An 18,064-nucleotide genomic window follows, 5' to 3' on the forward strand; every position below is an offset into this window, starting at 1 on the left:
GATCTGAGCGGGTCGAACGCTGGCCTGCAGGCCGATACCGGTTCTCGCGCCGGTGCCCGAGTCTGGGACCAGGCCTCACCGAGGTCCCGCCCTGAGGGGCAGACCCCTGATGGGCCAACCGAATGATCAGGGAAAACATCCCCAGCTGGCCGATCCGCGCGAAGCATCGCAACAGCCACGCTGGGAGCGACGAACCCGAGTCGGGGAGGTTCACCATGTTCGAGACCACGATGACCGCCATCGCCGCCGCCATCGCGATGATCGCGCTGCTGCTGATGGCGGTGAGCTCCGTGCTGCAGGACCTGCTGGAGAGCTACGGCGGTGGAGAGCGCAAGCACCGCGAGGGCCGCTTCAACCCTGGGGCAGGTCCGTGCCCAGACAACGGCGGCTCATCCGGGCAAGAACGTCGTAGCGGGGACGATCTCGCCCTCCTGGAGACGCGTCCCGCTCAGCTGCGGCCGGTTCCCGGCGGCCGGTTACCCGCGCCTCCGGCGCTGGTGGATCGTCCGATCCGGTTCGGGCTCGGCGGGCCGCGGCCTTGCTGACCGTGAACGCCGGTGCGGACCCGCCGGGAAGGCGTCCCGAGCGCAGCCGTTCGATCCGGTGCAGCGCTTCGCTGTGGTGATCGGCGATGGTGACTCGAGCGGCGTCGAAGGAGTGCAGCACGGCGCGGTTGATCTCGACGATCGCCCGGTCCCGCCACAGGCTGCGTTCCGTGGAGGTGTCCATGCCCAGCCGTTCGGCGACCTGCCGGGTCAGGCCGTAGGCGTGGTCGTCGGCCAGACCGCGGGTGCCGATCTCGGTGCCCACGAACCAGGTGTTGAACGGCGCGGCCGGGTAGCGGATACCGCCGATGAGCAGCTGCATGTTGCTGATCAGCGGGACGCTGTGCCAGCGCAGCCCGAGTTCACCGAACCAGCGGTGGTCGGGATGTTCCAGCGGGACTTCCTGGACGACGTCGCGGGGCAGCGCGGCGAGCGTGACGCCCTCGTGCTCGGTCTCGACGACCAGCGGCAAGTGGTCGAAACGGCTTCGCACGGCCGGGGGTTTCCACCCGAGGCTCTGCGCTTTCGCAGTGAAGCCCTGGTACCGGGCGTCGCCGAGGACACCGCCGTCGGCCAGCGAGTACCCGGCGTAGCGGACGACCTGCTCGTTCCAGATCCGAGGCCCGGAGGCGTCGGGGGAGTCCGGGGCGAAGACGGTGATCAACGGCTGGATGCGACCCGCGTTGGTGGCCAGCCGCAGGTGCTCGAAGCACTCGCTCGCGATGGCCGAGGCGTTGCGCAGGCCGCGCAGGTCGCGCACCTCGAGCCGTCGCCAGGGCAGGCCGCTGGTGCACCAGCCGCTGTCGCGGAGCGCGACGCGGGCTCCGTAGGAGAGTTCCGCGGTGGTGTGCCGGTAGGTGCCGGTCTCGGCGATGCTGCGCCGCACTTCGGCGAGCCGTTCGCGCAGGGAACCGGCTTGGGGGTGGGCGGAGTGGAAGGAGCGCAGGAAGTCCTCGGCGGCGCTTTCCGACGGGCTCGTCTGGCTCGGGATGAGTTCCTCGCGAATAGCCGTCACGCCGTGCGAACGTAGTCGCGAGACCTGCTGCCTGGGCGACTCAGAGCCGTTCTCTTTCCGGTGATCTTCAGCCGCCACGAACAGGGGTGCGTTGACGCGATGTAACTAGTTTCGACGCGATTGACGGAATCCTTGATCGACCATCCGAGTGAACATCTCGGCCGCTCAAGGATCGCCCACCAGGAGTCAGACCCGCTCGTAGATGAGGTCGTGGATCTCGCGGCCCTCGTCGTGCGCACGGTTCTCGAACTTCGTCACCGGACGCCAGTCGGGACGCGGAGCCCAGCCGCCGGGCTCGTCGGCGTAGCGGTTGCTCAGCTGCGACTCGGCCTCGCAAACCGCCCGCATCTGCTCGGCGTAGTTCTCCCAGTCGGTGGCCAGGTGCAGCACGCCGCCGGGACGCAGCCGCGACGTGATCAGCTCGACCGACCCAGGCTGGACCAGGCGGCGCTTGTGGTGGCGCTTCTTCGGCCACGGGTCCGGGAAGTAGATCCGCACCTCATCCAGCGATCCCGGCTCGACGTGCTCGCGCAGGAGCACGATCGCGTCGCCGCGCAGCAGGCGGAGGTTGGAGACCTCCAGCTTCTCCGCGCGCAGCATCAACTGGGCCAGACCGGGTTTGTAGACCTCGACCGCCAGGTAGTTGACGTCCGGTTGTGCCGCGACGAGCTGCGCGGTCGTCTCGCCCATGCCCGAGCCGATCTCCAGCACCACCGGCGCGGAACGGCCGAACCAGGACTCCACGTCCAACGGGCCCTCGGGCAGCTCGGTGATCTCGGAGCCGAGCTCCGCCCAGTGGCGATCCCAGGCCCGCTGCTGCCCCACGGTCATCCGCTCGCCTCGCTGGACGTAGCTGACAACGGTGCGGCGGAACGGAACCTGCTGGTCAGAGGAATTCACGAGGAAGAATTATCGCAAACCGGCGGCGACCCCCGACCACCGCGTGGTCGGCTACCGGCTCACCACATCTCGACCTGCGGGAGCAGGGAGAGCAGCTTGGTCGTGCTGGTCGGCACGGGAAGCGCTTCCTCGTCCCCGTATGCGGGGACGACGTTCAGCCAGCCCTCGTGCTCGTCGGTCAGGACGACGGTGGTGGGCATCTTCACCGAGCCGCGGTCGGACGGGGCGTACTCCCAGTACCCGGCTTCGCTGATGCCGACCCAGGGGACGAAGACCCAGCCGGGTCGGGCTGAGAGCACGGCGTGCACCTCGTCCTCGATCTGGAACGCCTCGGCGCGGGAGGCGAGTTCGCCGCGGTCGAGCGCGCGCAGCCACCACGGCGCGGGAAGACGCCGCTTGGCGCCGTTGAGCTTGCGGAAGAGCCCCAGTACCTGCCGCTCGGGAGCGCTGTGGATCCAGCTGCGCCGAAGCGATGCGGGTGTCGCGGCTTCGGTGGCCGGCTGGTGGGCTTCGGTGGCCAGCGACCACTCCAGCCGCGGAACCGGCTCCAGCTGGACGTCATCGCCGATGCGCTTGGCGCGAGCGCCGCCGCTCGGTGCGTCGATCAGTGCACGCTCTTGTGAAGACGGTGTGCGCTCCTGTGAAAACAGCATTTGCCCACTCCTCTTGTGGTGGAGATAGACGCGAGCTGAAGTACTCGCCCACGGCCAGCGCATGCCCCCAAGCGACGCTGGTTGCGGGACACCTCTACTTATGCCTTACCACAGCCACACCGGCGAGTGGGACGAGCGTGTAGAATGTGATTGCAATCACAGGTAAAACTCGTTCGGTTGACCTAATGGGCGCTGGCTCGACAACGGGAGCCGTGGCAGTTGGAGTAGAGGCGTGCCGGATCAGACGTTCCATCGCGTGGAGATCGACAGCGGAGTCGTCGTGGGCCTCGACACCTCGGCGTCGTCGTTGCGAGCCCTCACCGTGGCCGCGGAGGAGGCCGAGCGCCGCAACGCCGTGCTGCACGTCGTGCGCGCCTGGAGCATGCGCACGGCACCGCGCCCCGCCGACTGCCCGCCCAACGCCATCCCCAGCACCGAAGCGTTCCAGCGGGAAGTGGAGCGGGAAACGGCGAAGCTCGTCGCGGACAAGCTCGGCGACCCGCCGAAGGTCCCCGTGGAGATCCACGTGGCGCACTCGCCCTCGCCGCAGGCCCTGCTCTCGGCGTCCAGAGGCGCGGACCTCTTGGTCGTCGGGCACCGGGGTCGAGGCGGTTTCTCCGGGCTGATGCTCGGATCCGTCGCCGAGCAGTGCGTCCGCCACGCGGCCTGCCCGGTCCTGGTCGTGCGCCCGATGGTCTAGCGACGCCGGTTGCGGCCGTGCCCGCCCTGTCCGAGTGCGGGACTCAGCTCGCACCGCCGCGGGTCCTCAGACGTCGTCCGGGATGCCGCGTGGTTGACATACATCGGATGCCGCCCGGTCCCAGGCGGCGTCTGAGCTTCGGCTACCCGCACCGCCGAGCAAGGCGAGACCTCAACAGTCCACCTAGGAATGCTGAGCGGACTGGGTCGCGCTGGACGTGGGAAGCACAGGGCCCCGGGCCATCCCCCGAATGACAGCCCGGGGCCCTCCCCCGTCCCGACCGCCGGCGCCCCCGAGCGCTACTGCAGTCGGTCGTCTTTGGTTGTGCTCCAGCGTTCTCGAATCACCGGGTGATCCACCGCTGACGCACCGCGTCCAATGTGACCCGGTGCGGTCGGCGGGCCGATGGCGACCGCTCTATCTTGCGAGTCGATCCTATCGGTCGGCGTGATCAGACTCTCGGCCGGGCTCGGTAACGTTTTGCTATCCCGGGCCCAGCTGCGGAATCCCGATTTGCTCAAGGCCTTTCGGGATCAAGATCAAATCCGCTGGTCAGGCATCGCGGCGATGCGTCACGACCAGACCGATCAACCAGACACCCACCGTGACCGCCGCGAAGTACGCGAGCGCTCCCCACGGTCCCAGCGGCATGTCGACGGCCATGCTCCCGCCGCCCTTGAGGAAGTGGTCGGCCATCACGAAGGGCATCCACTGCTGGATGTCCTGCCCGGCCTCGGGCACCAGCGCGATGAGGCTCTCAACGAGGAGCGACCACAGCAGCAGGATGGTCACCGCACCCGCGGTCTGCCGCACCAGCATCCCGACGCCGACCGCCAGGACCGCGGAGAACGCGAACACCGGTCCGACACCGGCGATCTCGCGCCACTGCTCCGCAGTGGTGATCGCGAGGTCCGAGCTGGGCTGCAGCACCGTGGAGATCGCCCACGAGCCGAACGCGCCGATCTCGCCGATGATCAGTGCCAGCACCGCCACGACCGCGGTCTTGGCCAGCAGCACAGCGGTTCGGTTCGGCACGGCTTGGAAGGTCGCGCGGATGGTGCCGAACCGGTACTCGGTGGTGATCGCCAGCGCGGCCAGCACCAGCGTGACCATCAGGCCGAACTGGTAGCCGAACTGCGTCGTGCTCAGCGACATCCCGTCGGAGACGGCGGCGATCGAAGAGGTGAACCCGATCGGCAGCGCGAGGGCGAGGAACATGCACCACCACGGGGAACGGGTGGAGAAGAGCTTCATGCGCTCGACGGCGAGCAACGTCATCGGGCCACCCCCTGGGCGGTCAGCTCGGTCGCCTCGCCGAGCGTGGTCTGGTATTCCACGGAGTCGCTGGTCATCTGCATGAACGCGTCTTCCAGCGAACCGCGCTGCGCGGTGAGCTCGTGCAACACGATCCGGTGCTGCGCGGCCAGCTCACCGATCTGCTCGGTGGTCGCGCCGTCGATCACCAGCCGGTCGGACTCCGAGGAGCGGACGGTGATCTGCTCGTCACCGAGCAGCCGCTGCAGCTGCGAGGCTTCCGGCGACCGCACCAGGACCGAGCTGCTGCCCGCGTTGTCGACGAACTCGGCGGTGCTGCACTGCGCGATCAGCTTGCCGCGGCCGATGACGACGAGTTCTTCGGCCGTCAGCGCCATTTCCGACAGCAGGTGGCTGGAGACGAAGACGGTGCGCCCTTCGGCGGCCAGGCCCTGCATGAACCGGCGGATCCAGTGGATGCCTTCCGGGTCGAGGCCGTTGACGGGCTCGTCGAACAGCAGCACCTCGGGGTCGCCGAGCAGCGCGGTCGCGAGTCCCAGGCGCTGCGACATGCCCAGCGAGAACCCTCCGGCGTTGCGCCGCGCGACGTCGGTGAGGCCGACCTGCTCCAGGACCTCGTCGACGCGCTGCATCGCGATCCCGTTGGAGCGCGCCATCCACCGAAGGTGCGCGCGGGCCGAGCGGTTGGGGTGCACCCACTTGGCGTCCAGCAGCGCGCCGACGGTGCGCAGCGGGTTGCGGAGCTCGCCGTAGCGCTTGCCGTTGATGCGCACTTGACCGGAAGTGGGGTTGTCCAGCCCGAGCATCATCCGCATCGTGGTGGACTTGCCCGCGCCGTTGGGGCCGAGGAACCCGGTGACGTGGCCGGGTTCGACCGTGAACGACAGGTCGTCCACCGCCACCTTCTGGCCGTAGCGCTTGGTGAGGCCACTCGCCTCGATCATGATCACTCCTGTTGCTGGGACGCGGAGCCGTGCCGGTAGTAGTGAATCGACTCCGAGGATGACGCACCTCGGGGACCTCCCGGAGCAGCACCCCGGTCCGGGACTTCCCGATCCACGTGGACCTCCAAGGCGGTTCGCGGACCGGCTGCGAACGGCGCAGCCGCGAGCTGCGAGAACAGGCGCTCAGGCGAAGAAGCGGTTGAGCTCGACGGCGAGACCGTCCTCGGCGACCGTGCCGATCGTGTCGTCGGCCGTGGCGCGCAGGTCCAGGGGTGCCTGGCCCATCGCGACGCCGCGAGCCGCCCAGCTCAGCATCTCGAAGTCGTTGGTGCCGTCGCCCGCGGCGAACGTGCGATCAGCGGCGATGCCGAGTTCGGTGCGCAGCTTCTCCAGCGCCGCCCCCTTGGACAGCCCCTCCGGGACCACGGTGACCCACGGTTCGTAGGTGTCGACGGAGATCGTGCAGTTCGGCAGCTCCACGCCGGCAAGCGTTTCGGCCAGCTCGGCCGGGTCGTGCGCGGTCCACTCCGCGATCAGCCGGGGCACCGGGTGTGCGGTCAGCTCGTCGACCGGGGTGATCCGCTGCGGGCCGTGCAGCTTGTCCGGGTCGAACGGGGCGGAGACGAGGTTGCCGACCCCCACGTCCTCGGCGGCGAAGATCGCACCGGGAAGGTGCTCCTGCAGCGCCCGCAGCACCGGCGTCGCGTCGAACGAGGCCACCGAGACCGGCTCGCGCCGGGCCACGTCCACCAGCACCGAACCGTTGGAGCACAGCGCGAACCCGCTGGTCAGGCTGAGCTCGTCGAGAACGGGTGCGGTGCCGAGGAAGGTGCGCCCGGTGGCCAGGACCAGCTGCGCGCCGGAGTCCACCGCGCGGCGCACGGCGGCCTTGACGGCGTCGGAGATCGTGTCGGTGTCCGGGTTCAGCAGGGTTCCGTCGATGTCGAGGGCGACGAGGTCGGGCTTGTGGTCAACGCTCACGCCTGCAGGCTAGGGCTTGCTGAGGAGTTGCTCTGCTCGGTGGTGCCAGTGGCGGAGACCCCGGAGGGGAAGAGCTCCTGGCCGCACGACGAACCCGTCGTCGATCGTCCTTCGTGGACTGCGGCCGGAGGGGTGGCGGGACGTGGCAGGATGGTGCGGCGGATTCCCGGCACGTCCGGGATGTCTGACTCCATCGAGAGGGCACCTTGAACACGGCACCCGAGCAGCAGAGCTGGGCAGGTCCGTTGTCGGCCGCCGTCGCCCGGCTGTGCGCGGGGCTGCGAACGCAGCTGTCCGACAAGACCGCCGAAGGGTTCGGCGAGGTGCTGAGCAGGCTCGGCGCCCCGCTGCAGGTCGCCGTCGCCGGCCGGATCAAGTCCGGCAAGTCCACCCTGGTCAACGCCATGATCGGACGGCGGGTCGCACCCACCGACGTCGGCGAGTGCACGCGGCTGGTGACCCGCTTCCAGTACGGCACGGTCGACCGCGTCGAGGTCGTGTTCCACGACGGCCGCAAGCAAGTGATCCCGTTCGACCCCGGCGGCGGCATCCCCGCCGACCTGGGCGTGGACTTCGACGAGGTCTCCCACCTGGAGGCGTACCTGACCAACGCGGTGCTGCGGGACCTGACCGTGATCGACACCCCGGGTCTGGGATCGTTGGACTCGGCCTCGGTCGCGCGCACCGAGCAGGCGCTGGGCACCCAGCAGCTCGACCCGGTCTCCCGCGACGCCGTGATCGGCGCGGAGGCCGTGCTCTACGTCGTCACCCAGGGCGTTCGCGCCGACGACGAGCAGGCGCTGGCCGCCTTCACCGCCGCGACCGCGAGCCGCGAAGCCGGTCCGGTCAACGCGATCGCGCTGCTCAACAAGGCTGACACGATCGAGGCAGACACCGTCGAGGGCGCCGACGACGACGTGTGGAAGGCCGCCGAGATCCTGGCCGCCAAGCAGTCGGAACTGCTCAAACCCAAGGTCGCCGACGTGCTGCCGGTGATCGGGCTGCTCGCCGAGACCTCCGAGACCGGTGGCTTCACCGCCCCGGACGCCGAGGCGCTGCGATCGCTGGCCAAGCTCGACGAGTCGACGCGGGAGACCCTGCTGCTGTCGGCGGACCTGTTCACCAGCTGGGAGTGCGACGTCCCGGCAGGCACCCGCACGCACCTCTTGGAGCGGATGGACCTGCACGGCGTGCGCTGCGCCCTCGACGCGCTGGAAGCCCAGCCCGACATCACCGCCGGTGAGCTGCGGCGGCGGATCCGCGACGCGTCCGGGCTGGCGTCGGTGCTGGGTCGGCTGGACTCGGTGTTCCGGGCCCGCGCCGACGGCATCAAGGCCGCGGCCGCGCTGGCGTCGATCACCGCGCTCGCGCAGTCCTCCGGTGACCGCGACGAGCGCCAGAAGGTGCACGACGCGATCGAAGGGCTGCTGACCAGGCCTGAGGCCCACCAGCTGCGCGTGCTGGAGGCGTTGACGCTGGTCGCGGCCGGGTCGGTGGAGATGCCGCCGGACCTGGCCGAAGAGGTCATGCAGGTGGGCGGCAGCACCGACCCAGGCGAGCAGCTCGGCCGGCCGGAACTGCCGCAGGCCGAGCTGACCGAGCTCGCGCTGGAGCGCGCCAACTGGTGGCGGTCCTTCTCCTCCTTCGGTGCCACGCCCGCGCAGAGCCGGGTCGCGCACGTGGTGCACCGGGCCTACTTCCTGATCTGGCAGCAGCTGCGAACCAGGTGATCACCGTGCGGAGCTGGCGACGATCGAAGAAGTCATCCGTAATCGGAACCGAGCACCATCCGGGTTCGTCTGCTCTCCCAGAAGCCGGTGACCCGGTTCCCGACGCCGACGCCGATCAGGGGACAGACAGGACCGCCGTGACCAGCGAAACCGTCATCTATCCGCTGGAGCAGGCGCTGACCGACCGCGCCGCGCTCATCCAGCTGTGCGTGTACGCGGTCGATCGCGCCCGCAGCGCGGGAGTCGCAGAACGGCTCACCGACGGGCTCACGAGCATCGGCGTGGCCCCGCTGCGGCCCGACGGGCAGCGCTTCGACCCCGCCTCCCACGAGGCCGGCGGCACCGTTCCCACCGATGACCCCGCTCTCGACGGCGTCATAGCCGAAACCGAGCTCCTCGGCTTCGCCGACCACGACCGCGTCCTGCGAGCCCCGGTCGTCACCGTCTACCAACTCCGCACCTGATCCGGGTACCTTCGACGCTCGTGGTGCCGCGACCGGCTGCTCCACCTGGGAGGTTCGACCTGCGAGAACGGGAAGGACGCGCATGACGGCACCAGGCGTTGCGGTCGCCGCTGCGCTTCCCCAGCAGGTCAAGCAGACCCGCGACAAGCTCATGGGGTTCCTGCACGAGGCCGACCCCGCAGCGTGGGAATGGGTCGAGCAAGTCCGCCGCAGTCGCCCCGCCACGCCCAGCGTGGTGGTCGTCGGCGAGACCAACCGGGGCAAGAGCTCCCTGGTCAACGCGCTGTTGGAGCATCCGGGGCTCTCGCCGGTGGACGCCGACGTCGCCACTGCCACCTACCTGCAGTTCGAGCACGACGAGCAGTGGACGGCGCAGGCCTGCTACCCCGGGCAGCAGGATCCCGTGCGCTTCGAGCTCGACGAGCTGCCGAACTGGACCAGCGCGGGCCGCGAGCTGCCCGAGGGACAGCTGCCACCGCGCTTCGTGCGCGTCACCGCGCCCCTGGACGCGCTCGCCGAGCTGACCGTGGTCGACACACCCGGCGTCGGCGGGCTGGAGGAGCTGCACGGCGAGCTCGCTCGCGAGGCGGCCGTGTCCGCGACCGCGCTGCTGTTCGTCGTCGACGCGTCCTCCCCGTTCACCCGCGGCGAGTTGGAGTTCTTGCAGCAGGTCGGCGAACGCGTGGAAACGGTTCTGTTCGCGCTGGCCAAGACCGATCAGCACCGCGGCTGGCGGCAGGTGCTGGCCGAGGACCGCGAGCTGCTGGCCGAGCACGCGCCCCGGTTCGCCGAGGCGCCGATCTTCCCGGTCTCGGCCCGCATGCACCTGCGCGCCGCGCGATCACCCGAATCCGCCAACGCGGCGCTGCTGCGCGAGAAGTCCGGCGTGGTCGAACTGCGCGACGAGCTCGAACGGCTCATCGCCGGCCGGTCGGCGATGCTCGGCGAGGCCAACACGATGCGCGCCCTGTCCAGCGTGCTGGGCGAGCTCACCGCGAACCTGGAGGCCGAGAAGCGCGCGCTGACCGTGGGCGAGGACGAGGCCGAGTCGCTGCGCGCCCGGCGCGACGAGCTGAGCACCGCCCGCCGCTCGTCGACCCGGGGCTGGCAGGTCAAGCTTCGCGGCGAGATCCAGCGCACCCGGCTGGAGACCAGCCACGAGGTCAGCCGCCAGGTGCGCGACGTGCAGAACTGGTTCCGCCGGTCCATCGACAACGCCGGGCGCGAGGACATCAACGACCTGCCTCGACAAGTCGACATCGCGTTGCAGATGGCCTCCACCCGCATCGCCACCATGCTCTCGACCAGGCTCGCGGCCGTGGCCGAGCAGGCGCTCAACGACCTGTTCTCGGCCGAGGAGCTGGACGTGATCCGCTCCCAGTTCGCGCGAGGGGCGCAGGCTCCGATCGCGCTGCGCCCGCCGGACAAGCGCCCGCCCACCGCCGAGGACAAGTTGCTGGTGTTCATGGGCGTCTCCGGCGGGCTGGGCGTGGGCCGCGCGGCGGCGATGCCGCTCGCCGGGCTCGGGGTCGCGGCGCTGAACCCGGTGGTGCTGCCGGTGACGATCGTGCTCGGGCTGGGCGCGGGCTGGTGGATGGCCCGCACCCGCAAGCACGCGGCCGACAAGCAGCACCTCAAGCAGTGGCTCACCGACGCCATCGCCGACGCCCGGTCGGCCCTCGACCAGCTCGTCGCCGAGCAGCTCATCGAAGCCGAGCAACAGCTCTCGCTGGCCCTCGACGACGCGCTGACCAGGCGGATCGAGGCGATCGAAGGCGAACTCCGCGACGTCGACAAGGCCTTGAAGATGGACGCGGCCGAGCGCAGCCGCCGCCTGCAGACCGTCGACCGCCGTCTCACCGAATCCACCACCGGCCGGGGGAGGGCCGAACACCTCCTCGCCGGCATCAGGAACCTCCGCGACGCGGTGTCCTGACCCGCCCAGGTCACCCGGGCCGCGGATCACGTCCGCATCCCGCCACCTGAGTGCGGAGTTCTCCGTCGACGGTTTGCGGACGTGTTCCGGCACCCCGGGCACGACGTGCGGTCTCCGGTGGTCAGGGCGGCGGCGCCTCGTGGCGGAAGCCCGGGTTGACGCAGATCTGCGAGGCCTCCCACAGGATCCGGATCTCACCCCCGCCCGATCGTCCCGAGGCAAGCCCACCGGTCCCGCGCCCGAAAACCCGGCCTTTCCCCTGACATCGCAGCACCGGCCGGTTCTCCGAGATGCAAGAAGAGTTCGGTGCGCGGATTTCAAGGCATTTCCGGACGCCGAACTCCCATTGGAACCCTGTTCCACCGCCCAGGGCCCCAGTTTCCTCACCCGGGTGGTTCCTGGGGGGAACCCCGGGGCTCTACGCTGCGTCCAACGGCTTGCAGGTGAAGGCGGCGGAGGGTGCCGACGTGTACATCGAGGAGACCGGCGCTGGGGACGGGGACATCAAGGTCACCGTCGACGGTGAGGAGTACACCGCCGAGGCCAACTACGACCTCGACGGCGACGGCTTGGACGAGACGGTCGCTGTGATGACCGACGACGGCCACGTCGCCTACATCGACGAGAACGCCGACGGCCGAGCGGACCTGATGCAGTCGCTCAGCAACGACGGCCAGGTCCTCGACCAGGCACGGTTCCACGCCGACACCGGCGAGTGGACCGCCGAAGCCCCGCACCAGCACCCGGGCGGCGCCGGTGACGGACGTCCGGACGACGGCAAGCCGATGGTCATGGGCACCCCGCAGGGCGACGTCCAGGTCGGGCCGGTGACCGAGGACACCAACTCCGACGGCATCGCCGACACGGCGGTCGTGCAGTCCGACAACGGCAACACCGTGCTGGTCACCGACGTCGACGGCGACGGGTCCGCCGACCAGGTCGTCGAGATCACCCAGACCGGCGACGTGACCATCTCGCACCACACCGGCAACGGTGAGTGGACGGTCGTCGAGCAGGGCCAGATCGGCGACAACGGGCAGTACGCCCCGAACGAGATCGCCTCCGCGACCGACGACGCGACCTGGACCTTCGACGAGCCCAAGCCCCAGCCGAAAGCCCCGGTCGCGGACCCCGGTCTTCCGGCGATGTGCGAGGGCGAACCGTCGCGCCCCGCGAAAGACGACTCGTGGGTGTGACGCGGCGTCGCACAATTTGCGACGGAATGTGATTCCACCACCCGCCCGTGGCCTCATTTTCAGGCCATCGAGCGGGTTTTCATCTCCGGACTCTGCAGTCGGCAACCGCCATTCGGCGGCTATCCCCGGTTCACCGGTCGTTCGCACTCATGTCCGCTTCGCCGGAAAATCTGGGACCCAAGGCGACACCAGCGATGAGATTTCCGGGAGCGCCCGGAAGTAAATGCGAACTGAATCGATTCCCTTATCGTTCCTGTGAGAGAACCGACAACCCCGATCTTCATCGCGCGCCGTTATCCCCGTTAGCCTCGTTGCATCCCTTTTCCACTTCGCCCGGCTCTCCGGGCCGGGCGAAGCTTTCCCTGCAAACGTCGGCGGGTGAGCTCGTCGGCGAACAATCCGGGCTGTGGCGCCCAGTCAGGAGACACGTCGCGATGACCGCAGTGACCATCCCCGGTCTCGACCAGTCCCCGACCAAGCACGAGCGCCTGTTGTCGTGGGTGCGTGAGGTCGCGGAGCTGACCACACCCGATCGTGTGGTGTGGTGTGACGGTTCGCAGGACGAATGGACGCGGATGACCGACCGCCTCGTGGAGGCCGGCACCTTCAAGCGCCTCGACAAGAAGCCGAACTCGTTCTACGCGGCATCCGACCCGTCCGACGTGGCGCGCGTCGAGGAGCGGACCTTCATCTGCTCGGTCGACGAGAAGGACTCCGGGGTCACCAACAACTGGATGGACCCGGCCAAGATGAAGGCCACCATGACCGAGCTCTACCGGGGCTCCATGCGTGGTCGCACGATGTACGTCATCCCGTTCTGCATGGGTCCGCTCGACGCCGACCCGCCGCGGCTGGGCGTGGAGATCACCGACTCCGAGTACGTCGTGGTCTCGATGCACATCATGACTCGGATGGGCTCGAAGGTGTTGGAGCGCCTGGGCACCGACGCCGAGTTCGTACCCGCGCTGCACTCGGTGGGTGCGCCGCTGGAGCCCGGCCAGGAAGACGTCCCGTGGCCCTGCAACGACACCAAGTACATCACCCACTTCCCGGAGGAGCGGCTGATCTGGAGCTACGGCTCCGGTTACGGCGGCAACGCGCTGCTGGGCAAGAAGTGCTACTCGCTGCGCATCGCCTCGGCGATGGCGCGCGACGAGGGCTGGCTCGCCGAGCACATGCTGATCCTCAAGCTGATCTCGCCGGAGGACAAGGTCCACTACGTCGCGGCGGCGTTCCCATCGGCCTGCGGCAAGACCAACCTGGCGATGCTCGAGCCGACCATTCCGGGCTGGAAGGTCGAGACCCTGGGTGACGACATCGCCTGGATGCGCTTCGGCGAGGACGGCCGCCTCTACGCGGTGAACCCGGAAGCCGGCTTCTTCGGCGTCGCCCCGGGCACCAACTGGAAGACCAACCCGAACGCGATGCGCACCATCGAGCAGGGAAACTCGCTGTTCACCAACGTCGCGCTGACCGACGACGGCGACGTCTGGTGGGAGGACATGGAGGGGGACCCCCAGCACCTCACCGACTGGCACGGCAACGACTGGACCCCGGACTCGGAGGTCAAGGCCGCGCACCCGAACTCGCGCTACTGCACGCCGATGTCGCAGTGCCCGATCCTCGCGCCCGAGTGGGACGACCCGAACGGCGTGCCGATCTCGGCGATCCTGTTCGGCGGCCGCCGCAAGACCACGGTTCCGCTGGTCAACGAGTCCTTCGACTGGCAGCACGGCGTGTTCATGGGCGCCACCCTGTCCTCGGAGAAGACCGCCGCCGCAGCCGGCAAGGTCGGCGAGGTCCGTCGCGACCCGATGGCCATGCTGCCGTTCATCGGCTACAACGTGGGCGACTACTTCCAGCACTGGGTGAACGTCGGCAAGTCAGCTGACGCCACCAAGCTGCCGAAGATCTTCTACGTCAACTGGTTCCGCCGCGACGAGTCCGGCAAGAAGATCGTGTGGCCGGGCTTCGGCGAGAACTCGCGGGTGCTCAAGTGGATCGTCGAGCGCATCGAGGGCAACGCCGCCGCCGAGGACACCGCGATCGGCCGCGTGCCCTCCGCCGACCAGATCGACCTGTCCGGCCTGGACACCCCGATCGAGGACGTGGAGACCGCGCTGCACGTCGACGTCGACGAGTGGAAGGCCGAGCTGCCGCTGATCGAGGAGTGGTTCGACACCATCGGTGACGACCTGCCCACCTCGATGCGCGACGAGTTCGAAGCCCTCAAGCAGCGCCTGGGCTGAGACCTGGGCGGGCGGCGGTACCGGATCGCCGTGGGAAGCTCCGGTACCCACCCGTCTGACGCGGACGTCAACCGTGCGCGTGCCCTAAGCGGCGCCTCCCCTCTCCGGAGGGGAAGCGCCGCTTTCGCGTTCTCGACGACAGTCGAGCAACCGACCGCCAGCCCGTGCGTCTCATGGACATCTGCGATCGCGCAGCGGCCCATCGGACGAGGGGGTGCCTCATGGCCGGCTTGGCATTTCTGGTGTTGTTCTTGGTCGCCGCGGCAGCGGTGTACGTCTCGCTGCGGTACGGGGAAGACGGCGCGACCGTCCCGATCGAGACCGACGACCGCGACGCGGCGTCCGTCGAGCGATGAGCGGCGAGACCGGCTGGCGCGAGAACGGTTGCGCGCGAACAGGTCTCCTGCCTAGTTCTTGAGCGCGCCGGCCAGGTTGAAGGCTCCGCCGAGGTAGCGGGAGACGACCAGGTAGAGGGCGATGACCGGTGCCGTGTAGAGGATCGAGTAGGCGGCGAGCTGCCCGTAGGCGATGAGCCCGCCCTGGCCGAAGAAGGCGAAGACTCCCACCGAGGCGGGCTGTTTCGCCGGATCGAGCAGGAGGATGAAGGGGACGAAGAAGTTCCCCCAGGCGTTGATGAACGTGAAGATCGCGACCACGCCCATGCCGGGGACGATCAACGGCAGCACCACCGAGCGCAACGCCTGCATCGCCGATGCGCCGTCGACCCATGCGGCCTCTTCGAGGCTGATCGGGACGCCGTCCATGAAGTTCTTCGTCATCCAGATCGCGATCGGCAACGAGGTGGCCGCGAGGAACAGCGTCGCGCCGAACTTCGAATCCACCAGCTGCACCTGCACGAACATGCTGTACACCGGCACCATCACGGCGGTCATCGGCAGCCCGGAGGCGAACAGCACGAGGTAGAGGAACGGTCGCCGGAACCGCAGCTGGTAGCGCGACAGCGGATAGGCGCACAGCACCGCCGAGACCACCGAGACCAGCGCCGCGCCACCGCACATCACCAGTCCGTTCCACAGTGGACGGATACTGGTCTCCCAGGTGAGCACGTGGGCGAAGTTGTCCAGGGTGAGCGCGCTCGGCAGCTGCGCCGACAGCGGCGCGTCAGCGTCGAAGGACGCGGTGAGCAGCCACAGCAGCGGCGCGAGGAACGCCAGCGCGACCACCGCCAGAACCAGGTGCACCACAACCGACACCGAGCGCCGCCTCGCGACGGTGACTCCGGCCATCACGCCCCCTCCTCGTCCGGATCACCGAGGCTGCAGGCGTAGAGCACGGCGAACAGCCCGCCGATCGCCAGCAGGACCAGGGAGATCGTGGCGCCGTAGCCGATCTCGTCGAACTCGAACGCCGAGTCGTACATCAGCAGCGGCAGCGTCTGCGTCGCCGCGTTCGGACCACCCGCCGTGAGCACGTAGATCAGCGTGAACACGCCGATGGTCTGCAACGTGATCAGCATCAGGTTGGTGGCGATCGTCCGGCGGATCACCGGCAGCGTGACGTGCCAGAACCGGCGCAGCATCCCGGCACCGTCGACCTCGGCGGCCTCGGTGAGATCACTGGGCACCTCGGCGAGCGCCGCCTGGTAGACCAGCATCGAGAACGCCGTGCCGCGCCAGACGTTCCCGAGCACCACCGCCAGCACCGGCGCGTGGTACAGCCAGTCCACGCCTTCCAGACCCACCGCGACCAGCAGGTTGTTCAGGGTGCCCTCGGAGTTGAGGAACGCGTAGATCGCGAACGCCGCGACCAGCTCCGGCAGCACCCACGCGGACACGACGGCGATGCCGACGGCGTTGCGCAGCCAGCGGTTGCGGTGCCGGGTCAGCAGCGCGATGAACATGCCCAGGCAGTTCTGGCCGATCACCGCCGACCCCAAGGTGAACACCACGGTCACCCACACCGCGTGCCACAGCGCCGGATCGGCGAACATCCGCCGGTAGTTGTCCAGCCCGATGAACTCCGGGTCGCTGGCCGCCGCGCCGGTCAAGGCCGCGTCGGTGAACGAGACGTAGCCGCTCCACAGGATCGGCCCGATCACGAACAGCCCGAGCAGCAGCACGGCAGGGGCCATCGGCGCCAGCCACCGCCGCACCGCCGACATCGTCAGCCCGCCCGGGTGTTGGCAGGTCCCACGATCCGCGAGACCTGCTGCGACCACTGGTCGGACACCTCGGCCGGAGACCGCCCGGCGACGACGTCGAGCACCGACTTCTGGATCTCCTCGGACACCTTCGGGTATTCCGGCAGCGCGGGGCGGTAGTGGGTGTTGGCCAGCAGGCCGACCCAGAACTGGTTAAGCGGGTTGGCCTCATTCAACCGGGGATCGGCCGCGGCATCTCCCCGCACGGGCAGGTTGCCGGTGGCCGCCGAGTACTGCACGACGTTGTCCACGCTCAACGCCTGCTTGATGAATTCGAAGGAGTCATCGGGCTTGTCGCTGGCCGCGCTGACCGCCAGCGTCCAGCCGCCGGAGAGCGTCACGGTTCCGGGCGCCTGCCCGAACTGGGTGGGCATCGGGGTCGCGGACATGGTCTTCGTCCAGTCCGTCCAACCTGAGTCCTGCCAGTTGCCGGAGCGAAGCTGCCGTCGAGCCGGATGCCGACCTTGCCTTCGCGGGCCAGCTGGTCGCGCTGGTTCTTGTCGTACTGGGCGTCGGCGATCTGCGGCTTGCTCTGCGTCAGGTCCTCACCGACCGCGGTGGAGATGAAACCCATCGCATCGGTGAAGCCCTTGCTGGGCACCACCCACTTGCGCTGCTGCTCGTCGTAGAGGGTTCCGGTTTCGGTTCCGTAGAGCAGCATCTCGACGGTCTGCATGCTCACCGACTCGCCTTCGGCCTTGCCCAGCGGCATGTCGATGCCGATCGCGTCGGGACGCTGCTGCTTGATCTGGCGGGCGGCGGCGAGGATGTCGTCCCAGGTGCGCGGTTTCCACTCCTCCGGCAGTCCGACCTCGGCGAACAGCTTCCGGTCGTACCAGAGCCCTCGCGTGTCGGTGTCGAGCGGAACGCCGTAGATCCGGCCGTCGGCGGCCTTGCCCGCCTGCTTGGTTGCGCCGATGTAGGAGGAGTTCCAGTCCGGCCACCGGGCGAGCCGGTCGTCCAGGGCCAGCAGGTATCCGGCCTCGACGTCGGAGTTGACGTTGAAGCTGTCCTCGTAGAGCACGTCGGGCGCGGTGGATTCCGACCGCATCCGCAGCTGGAGCTTGGACAGGTACTCGCTCTCCGGGGCCACGACCGGGTCGAGCTTGACGAACTTCCCGGGGTGGGCCTGCTCGTACTGCTGCTTGACGCGCTGCATCAACGCGTCGACCTGCAGCGTGTTGCCGTACCGGTGGTAGGCGACGGTGATCGTGTTCGGGTCCTCGGCGGATCCGCCGCAGGCGGGAAGGCCCAGGGCAGCGGTGAGGATGGCGGCTAACGCGGTTCTCCGGCGCATCTGGCTCCTCCGGCCTGT

General features: G+C 69.0%; 18 protein-coding genes. 7 read left to right on the forward strand and 11 right to left on the reverse strand.

Annotated features, from left to right (window positions below; genetic code table 11):
• Window positions 1–351: 351 nt before the first annotated feature.
• From E1161_RS10030 to E1161_RS10040, 3 genes are all read right to left on the reverse strand, one after another.
• Window positions 352–1,560, reverse strand: a complete 1,209-nt coding sequence (locus E1161_RS10030; RefSeq protein ID WP_132621912.1) for a nitric oxide synthase oxygenase — start codon at window positions 1,558–1,560, stop codon at window positions 352–354.
• A 186-nt stretch (window positions 1,561–1,746) separates the two neighbouring features.
• On the reverse strand, window positions 1,747–2,391 hold the full coding sequence (trmB, locus tag E1161_RS10035; protein ID WP_408011973.1) for a tRNA (guanosine(46)-N7)-methyltransferase TrmB: 645 nt from the start codon (window positions 2,389–2,391) through the stop codon (window positions 1,747–1,749).
• A 128-nt stretch (window positions 2,392–2,519) separates the two neighbouring features.
• A complete protein-coding gene (locus E1161_RS10040; RefSeq protein WP_235874911.1) occupies window positions 2,520–3,113 on the reverse strand; it encodes a hypothetical protein in 594 nt (197 codons plus the stop codon).
• 256 nt (window positions 3,114–3,369) lie between these two features.
• Here E1161_RS10040 and E1161_RS10045 point away from each other — a divergent pair, with 256 nt between their 5' ends.
• Entirely contained in the window at window positions 3,370–3,813 is a 444-nt protein-coding gene (locus E1161_RS10045) for a universal stress protein (RefSeq protein WP_132621916.1), read from the forward strand.
• Window positions 3,814–4,365: 552 nt separating this feature from the next.
• Here the strand turns inward: E1161_RS10045 and E1161_RS10050 are convergent.
• The 4 genes from E1161_RS10050 to E1161_RS10065 form a co-directional block, all read right to left on the reverse strand.
• Entirely contained in the window at window positions 4,366–5,091 is a 726-nt protein-coding gene (locus tag E1161_RS10050) for a hypothetical protein (RefSeq protein WP_132621918.1), read from the reverse strand.
• A complete protein-coding gene (locus E1161_RS10055; protein ID WP_132621920.1) occupies window positions 5,088–6,032 on the reverse strand; it encodes an ABC transporter ATP-binding protein in 945 nt (314 codons plus the stop codon). Before E1161_RS10055 ends, E1161_RS10050 begins: the two co-directional genes overlap by 4 nt.
• Before the next feature lie 183 nt (window positions 6,033–6,215).
• Window positions 6,216–7,013 carry an HAD hydrolase family protein gene (locus E1161_RS10060; RefSeq protein WP_132621922.1) on the reverse strand — a complete coding sequence of 266 codons (798 nt, stop codon included), beginning with the start codon at window positions 7,011–7,013 and terminating at the stop codon, window positions 6,216–6,218.
• Window positions 7,010–7,207: a hypothetical protein gene (locus E1161_RS10065; protein WP_132621924.1), complete on the reverse strand. Its 198-nt coding sequence runs from the start codon at window positions 7,205–7,207 to the stop codon at window positions 7,010–7,012. The genes E1161_RS10060 and E1161_RS10065 overlap by 4 nt, the downstream gene beginning before the upstream one ends.
• Window positions 7,208–7,219: 12 nt before the next feature.
• On the opposite strand from E1161_RS10065, the gene E1161_RS10070 reads away from it, so the two are divergent.
• The 6 genes from E1161_RS10070 to E1161_RS28325 all read left to right on the forward strand — a co-directional run bounded on the left by E1161_RS10070 (window position 7,220) and on the right by E1161_RS28325 (window position 14,944).
• Window positions 7,220–8,743 carry a dynamin family protein gene (locus E1161_RS10070; protein WP_132621926.1) on the forward strand — a complete coding sequence of 508 codons (1,524 nt, stop codon included), beginning with the start codon at window positions 7,220–7,222 and terminating at the stop codon, window positions 8,741–8,743.
• Window positions 8,744–8,748: 5 nt separating this feature from the next.
• Window positions 8,749–9,207, forward strand: a complete 459-nt coding sequence (locus E1161_RS10075; protein ID WP_132621928.1) for a nucleotide exchange factor GrpE — start codon at window positions 8,749–8,751, stop codon at window positions 9,205–9,207.
• Window positions 9,208–9,289: 82 nt separating this feature from the next.
• A complete protein-coding gene (locus E1161_RS10080; protein WP_132621930.1) occupies window positions 9,290–11,143 on the forward strand; it encodes a dynamin family protein in 1,854 nt (617 codons plus the stop codon).
• 467 nt (window positions 11,144–11,610) lie between these two features.
• Complete coding sequence (locus E1161_RS10085; protein ID WP_207920163.1) at window positions 11,611–12,339, forward strand: DUF6802 family protein; 729 nt, start codon at window positions 11,611–11,613, stop codon at window positions 12,337–12,339.
• A 434-nt stretch (window positions 12,340–12,773) separates the two neighbouring features.
• Window positions 12,774–14,588, forward strand: a complete 1,815-nt coding sequence (locus E1161_RS10090; RefSeq protein WP_132621932.1) for a phosphoenolpyruvate carboxykinase (GTP) — start codon at window positions 12,774–12,776, stop codon at window positions 14,586–14,588.
• A gap of 230 nt (window positions 14,589–14,818) precedes the next feature.
• A complete protein-coding gene (locus E1161_RS28325; protein ID WP_268951378.1) occupies window positions 14,819–14,944 on the forward strand; it encodes a hypothetical protein in 126 nt (41 codons plus the stop codon).
• 51 nt (window positions 14,945–14,995) lie between these two features.
• Here the strand turns inward: E1161_RS28325 and E1161_RS10095 are convergent, their stop codons facing one another.
• From E1161_RS10095 to E1161_RS10105, 4 genes are read right to left on the reverse strand one after another with little or no spacing between them, the layout of a single operon-like run.
• Complete coding sequence (locus E1161_RS10095) at window positions 14,996–15,835, reverse strand: carbohydrate ABC transporter permease (protein WP_132621934.1); 840 nt, start codon at window positions 15,833–15,835, stop codon at window positions 14,996–14,998.
• A complete protein-coding gene (locus E1161_RS10100) occupies window positions 15,835–16,701 on the reverse strand; it encodes a carbohydrate ABC transporter permease (RefSeq protein WP_235874913.1) in 867 nt (288 codons plus the stop codon). Before E1161_RS10100 ends, E1161_RS10095 begins: the two co-directional genes overlap by 1 nt.
• 11 nt (window positions 16,702–16,712) lie before the next feature.
• A complete protein-coding gene (locus E1161_RS27995; protein ID WP_235874914.1) occupies window positions 16,713–17,138 on the reverse strand; it encodes a type 2 periplasmic-binding domain-containing protein in 426 nt (141 codons plus the stop codon).
• Complete coding sequence (locus tag E1161_RS10105) at window positions 17,087–18,046, reverse strand: extracellular solute-binding protein (RefSeq protein WP_235874915.1); 960 nt, start codon at window positions 18,044–18,046, stop codon at window positions 17,087–17,089. The genes E1161_RS27995 and E1161_RS10105 overlap by 52 nt, the downstream gene beginning before the upstream one ends.
• Window positions 18,047–18,064 lie beyond the last annotated feature (18 nt).

This window comes from Saccharopolyspora aridisoli (assembly GCF_004348445.1).
GTDB classification, from domain to species: Bacteria; Actinomycetota; Actinomycetes; order Mycobacteriales; family Pseudonocardiaceae; genus Saccharopolyspora; species Saccharopolyspora aridisoli.